Annotated in this window: 6 protein-coding genes; 4 read left to right on the top strand and 2 right to left on the bottom strand. The window is 68.0% G+C overall.

Translation table 11 applies throughout. The features are described 5' to 3' along the window. The first annotated feature begins 126 nt into the window (after positions 1–126). From Q0C38_RS22915 to Q0C38_RS22900, 4 genes are read left to right on the top strand one after another with little or no spacing between them, the layout of a single operon-like run. The gene (locus tag Q0C38_RS22915) at positions 127–1,029 is read left to right on the top strand and encodes an aldose 1-epimerase (protein ID WP_291299458.1); all 903 of its coding nucleotides are present in this window, start codon (positions 127–129) and stop codon (positions 1,027–1,029) included. A gap of 6 nt (positions 1,030–1,035) precedes the next feature. Continuing rightward, complete coding sequence (locus tag Q0C38_RS22910) at positions 1,036–1,803, top strand: SDR family NAD(P)-dependent oxidoreductase (RefSeq protein ID WP_291299457.1); 768 nt, start codon at positions 1,036–1,038, stop codon at positions 1,801–1,803. Positions 1,804–1,808: 5 nt separating this feature from the next. Continuing rightward, positions 1,809–2,480, top strand: coding sequence for a hypothetical protein (locus tag Q0C38_RS22905; RefSeq protein WP_291299456.1), 672 nt, complete (start codon positions 1,809–1,811; stop codon positions 2,478–2,480). A 10-nt stretch (positions 2,481–2,490) separates the two neighbouring features. After that, positions 2,491–3,378, top strand: a complete 888-nt coding sequence (locus Q0C38_RS22900) for a DUF3592 domain-containing protein (protein WP_291299455.1) — start codon at positions 2,491–2,493, stop codon at positions 3,376–3,378. Here the strand turns inward: Q0C38_RS22900 and Q0C38_RS22895 are convergent. Both Q0C38_RS22895 and Q0C38_RS22890 read right to left on the bottom strand, forming a co-directional pair. Continuing rightward, positions 3,359–4,051, bottom strand: coding sequence for an alpha/beta fold hydrolase (locus Q0C38_RS22895; protein ID WP_291299454.1), 693 nt, complete (start codon positions 4,049–4,051; stop codon positions 3,359–3,361). The two genes, Q0C38_RS22900 and Q0C38_RS22895, sit on opposite strands and share 20 nt — an antisense overlap. Beyond that, on the bottom strand, positions 4,044–5,288 hold the full coding sequence (locus Q0C38_RS22890; RefSeq protein ID WP_291299453.1) for a DUF4010 domain-containing protein: 1,245 nt from the start codon (positions 5,286–5,288) through the stop codon (positions 4,044–4,046). Before Q0C38_RS22890 ends, Q0C38_RS22895 begins: the two co-directional genes overlap by 8 nt. Positions 5,289–5,335 lie beyond the last annotated feature (47 nt).

Genomic DNA, 5,335 nt, shown 5'->3' with positions numbered 1-5,335 from the left:
TCGACGGTGACGCTGTCCCAGCCGCATTGCGCCATGACCTCGGCGGAGAAGCCGCTGGGGATGGCGAGCCAGGCATTGACGCAGGCCTTGCCCGCCTGCAGCCGCTTCTTCAGCATATTCGTCGACATGTCGGCGCTTCCTCGGTTTGTTGGGAATGTCGAAGTCTACACAGGGACGAGGCATTCGGTGACGGTTTTGTCGTTGCGGTCGGGGCGGCTCGCGGTCGATCTGGCGCCCGCCGCCGGCGGCTCGATCACCCGCTTCGTCCTCGATGCCGTGGGCACTGCCTTCGATTTGCTGCGGCCGGCCGACGCTGCGGCGATGGCCTGCTATCCGCTGGTGCCATTTTCCAATCGCATCGCGAACGGCCGTCTCGTCGTGGATGGCGAGGAATTCGTCCTGGAACCCAACTGGCCGGGCCAGCGTCATCCGATGCATGGCGACGGTTGGGCCCGGCCGTGGCAGGTCGCGCGGCGCGATGTCCGCTCCGCCGAGCTGGTCTACGAGCATGACGGGCGGGAAGGCTGGCCGTTCCGCTACCATGCGCGGCAGGCATTCCACTTGGGCGAGGAGGGGCTCGCTGTCGGCATGACGATCGAGAATCTCGAGGATCGCCCGGTGCCGGCGGGCCTCGGCCTGCATCCCTTCTTCCCGCGCGATGGCGACACGGAACTCGCGTGCCGGGTCGAGGGCGTGTGGCGGGCCGATGCCGATGTCCTGCCGATTGACCGCGTTGCCGTGCCGCCTGAATGGAGCTTTGCCGACTCCCGCCCGCTGGACGATGTCGTCCTCGACAACTGCTTCGATGGCTGGGACGGCCGGGCCGCGATCCGCTGGCCCCGGCGCGGCCTCGGCCTCGCCCTCGAGGCGACGGAGCCGTTTCGCCATCTCGTGATCTATGTTCCAAAGGGCCGTCTGCATTTCTGCGTCGAGCCGGTGAGCCATGCCAACGGTGCCGTCGCCCAGGCGCTGTTGCCCGCGGGCGCCACCCTCGCAGGCGAGATCGCGTTTCGTCCGTTCATGTTGTGAGGATCCATGTCGAAATTCGCCTCCTACCCCAGCCTCGCCGGCCGCGTCGTGTTTGTCTCTGGCGGCGGCTCGGGCATCGGTGCCTCGATCGTCGAGCACTTCGCCGGGCAAGGCGCCAAGGTGGGCTTCGTCGACATCGACGAGCCACCGGCGAAGGTCCTGGTCGAGAAGCTGGGCGCCGCCGGCTTTCCGCCGCCGCTGTTCGCCAAGTGTGACGTACGCGACATCGCGGCCTACCAGGCTGCAATCAATGCGGTCGCCGCCAAGTTCGGGCCCATCACCGTCCTGATCAACAATGCCGCGCGCGACGACCGCCATGATCTCGCGGACGTGACGCCGGCGTTCTGGGACGAGCGCATCGCCGTCAATCTGCGGCACCAGTACTTCGCCATCCAGGCCGTGGCACCCGGCATGAAGAAGGCGGGCGGCGGGTCGATCGTGAATTTCAGCTCGGTCAGCTACCACACCATGACGCCGCAGCTCTCGGTCTATCAGGCGGCCAAGGCGGCCGTCATCGGCATGACGCGCGGCCTCGCTCGCGACCTCGGACCCGACGGCATCCGCCTCAATGCCATCACGCCGGGATGGATCATGACCCAGCGCCAGATCGACCTGTGGCTGACGCCGGAAGCCGAAGCCGCCCTGATGATGGCTCAGTGTCTCAAGGAGAAGGTCTATCCGCCCGATATCGCCCGCATGGCGCTGTGGCTTGCGGCCGACGACAGCCGTCTGGTGACGGCGCAGAATTTCGTCGTCGATGGCGGGCGGATGTGACTGCGATGAAGCCGCCGCTGGCCGTCCGCGTCTATCGTTTCTGGCTGAAGGAAATGCGGCACGTTCTGCCGCCGACGCTCTATTTCGTGATCGCGTTCAACCTGATCGTCTTCACCACCAATCTGTTGACCCAAGGCTACTGGTTTCATTTCTCGGGGCTCCTGCTGGCGACCGGCGCGGCGCTGGTCGTGGGCAAGACCATCCTGGTGATGGACAAGTTCCGCCTCATCGACCGCTTCCGTGGCGCGCCGCTGATCCAGCCGATTCTCTACAAGACGATTTTCTACACCCTGGTCGTCCTGGTCGTGCGCCTGCTCGAGCAGGTCGTGCACTATACGCTGCAGGGCGACGGCATCGGCCCGGCGCTTCAAGCAGTCGCCGATCATTTCGTCGTGCATCGCTTCGTGGCGGCGCAGATCTGGATCTTCACCTGCTTCCTGATCTACTGCACCGCGACCGAGCTCGGCGCGCTGGTCGGCGAAGGCCAGTTGGTGCGGCTGTTCTTTCGCCATCGCTCGTCCCAGCACCGGCTGACGCGGCGCCAGCACATTCGTGCGCTGATGGAGTTGAGCCGGCTGGCCGAGACGACGCCGCGTGAACAGCTGCTCGATCCCGCCACACCCCAGGGCAGCCGCCTCGTGGCGATCGTCGATGCGCTCCGCCAGCGTCCTGCCTGAGGTCGCTGCAGTGGCCGCCGATCGCGACTGGCGCTGGATTTCCTGGCTCGTCCTCGGGATCGGCGGGTTGATCCTGGCCGGCGGCCTGGCGCTGGGTCTCGGCAGCCTGCGTCATGTCCTTCATGGCGAGCGCGCCGACGGCGAGGTGATCGAGATTCGTCGCGAGGGCGACATGTACGCGCCCGTGGTGCGCTTCGAATTGCCGGGCGGTGTGACGCAGGAGGTGACGGATCTTGCATCAGGTGCGCCCGACTTCGCCGTGGGCGACAAGGTCACGATCCTTTACATGCCGCAGGACCCGCGCGATTTCCGCATCGATTCCTTCGACCGCCTGTGGTTCTCGGCGATTTTCGTCACCGTCTTCGGAAGCTTCTGGATGCTGTTCGGCACCGTGGCCTGGGCGCTCTCCCGCGGCATCGACCTCGCCGTTGTGGGTGAAGCGGCCTTCGCGATCATCGCCGCGGGGGCCAGCCTGATCGGGGCCTTCGTCCTGTTGAGCGCCGCCGATCTGTACACCGGCGGGGTACGGGCCGAAGGCGTCGTCCTCGAGAACCGTGAGAGCCGACGCACCGAGTCCGAGAGCGTGCGGCTGGCCGACGGGCGGGAGATCGATCGCACCGTCGAGCGCGCCTCCTTTGCGCCCGTCGTGCGCTTCACGACGCGCGAGGGCGGCCGCGAGATCGAGTTTCACGGTCGGGGCGGCAGCGAGAGAGCATTTGCCCAAGGCGACCGCGTGACGGTGATCTACGATCCGGCCAACCCGATCCGGGCCCGCATCGTGTCGTTCGTCGACATCTGGCTGCCTTCCGCCGTGGCCTTCGCCGTCGCCGCCGTGTTCGGCAGCGCCATCTGGCTGTCGCGGCGGGTGCGGCGGCGGACTACAGCCCTTCGCGCCTGATCCAGCCTGCGAGCAGACCGCTAAGCTCGTGCGGCCGTTCCAGCGGCGCCATGTGGCCGCAGTCCTCGATCACCTCGAAGCGGGCGTGCGGCAGGTGCTTCGCCATGCGTTCGGTCTCGGCGAAGCTGCGCAGCCGATCCTGGCGGCAGGCGATCACCAGTGCGGGGCACGTAATTCGCTCCAGGTCGGCATAGCCGTCGCACCGCACCAGGGCGGCCTGCCGCCTGCGCACCTCAGGGCCGAGGCGGCGCTGCATGCCCCGCAGGCGCTCGAGCAGGACGGGATCCTTCTCGCGGTCCGGGTGCAGGCCCATCGCCGTCGAGACGGCACCGGCGGCACGCGGTGGCCGGTCGCCGGGCCGGTAGCCCGCCTTGCGCCGCGCCGTCTCCTCGTCGGAATAGCCGCGCGCCGAGGAGGCGACAAAGGCCACGCCGCTCACGCGCTCGGGCGCCATCAGGGTGAGCACACGCGCCACGAAGCCGCCCATCGAGAAGCCCACCAGCACAAATCGCTCGGGGCCAGCGTCGAGGACACGCTGCGCCATGCCCTCCAGCGTGTCGTCCTGGTAGACGTTGCCGTAGTGCAGAGGGCCCAAAGCCTCGAGGTCGGCGGCCATGTCGGCCCACAGATCCTGATCGCACATGAAGCCGGGAAGAAGGACCAGCTCAGCCAAGGAATCGCGCTCCCGCCCAGGCCGCGGCGACTACCAGGATCAGTCCGGGAATGACGCGCACCGCGAAGGCAGTGCCGCCGCCGGTGACAGCGAAGATCGCCTTGGTGAGGGTGTTTGTCGTGACCGCGGCCAGGATGGGGACGACTGCATCCTGGGCGCCGAGTCGGTCGGATGCGACCAGCGCGGCCACCGAAATCGCGGCGGAATGGGTGTCGGCGAGGCCGGCGAGTCCGGCGACCGCGAGCACGCCCGCGTTGCCGGCCCAGTCCTGCAGGGCCGCCGAGGCGAGGAGGATGGCGGACAACAGGGCGGCAAACAGGAGGGCCGACCTCAGGCTGAAAGCGTGACCTGGCTCGTCCTGCGGCTCCACCTTGTGCCGCAGCGCGAGCACCGTGAAGACGCTGCCATAGAGAATTGCTGCCGCGCCGGCGCAGGCAAGAGGGGCTGCAAGCGCAAGCAGAGTGGTAGTGCTGGTGGCAGCGAGCAGGACGGTCAATTGCACGATCGTGGCGACCGTCGAGAGCACCGCGCCGGCCACTGCCGGTCTCAGGAGTTCGCCGTTCCTAGCCGCGCGCGCGCCCATTGCGCCGATGGTGGCGATGCTCGACACGAACCCCGAGGCAAGGCCCGCCAGCGGCAGGCCGAAGCGGGCACCGACGATGCGTACGGCGATGTAACCCAGCGCGCTCACAGCCATGACCAGCACGACCACGATCCAGATCGTGCGCGGGTTGAGCGCGCCATAAGGGCCGATCGTCTTGTCCGGCAGCAGCGGCAGGACGACGAGCGTGGCGGCGGCGAAGATCAGCCCGTCGCGGACCTCTTCTTCCGTCAGCACCGAACGCACGAAGCGATGGATGGCGGTGCGCGCCGTCAGCAGGCCCGCCACGATCACGCCGAGCCCCGCCGCCAACGCCGGCTCGTGGATCGCGAGGCCGCCCAGCAGCGCCGTCGCCACCAGTGCCGCCTCGGTCGTGAGGCCGGGGTCGCGGTCCTGGGCCCGCCAATAGGCCAGCGCCGCCAGCGCGAAAACGCCCACCGTCACGATCGCGAGCAGCAGGTCGCCGCCGGCGATGACGGCGATGGCACCACAGAGCGAAGTGATGGTGAAGGTACGGATGCCGGCTGCTGCGCGATCCGGCCCGGTACCCTTGCGGCGTTCGCGATCGATGCCGATCAGCAGACCGATGCCGAGCGCGACGGCGAGATTGAGGACCAGGGGGCTGACGGGCGGCACTCCGCCATATTACGTCGTCCCCCGTGAAAAAGCGCTGACCTACTTCT

The organism is Elioraea sp. (assembly GCF_022842375.1).
In the GTDB taxonomy this organism is placed as follows: Bacteria; Pseudomonadota; Alphaproteobacteria; order Acetobacterales; family Acetobacteraceae; genus Elioraea_A.
This window is presented reverse-complemented; position numbering and strand designations above follow the sequence as displayed.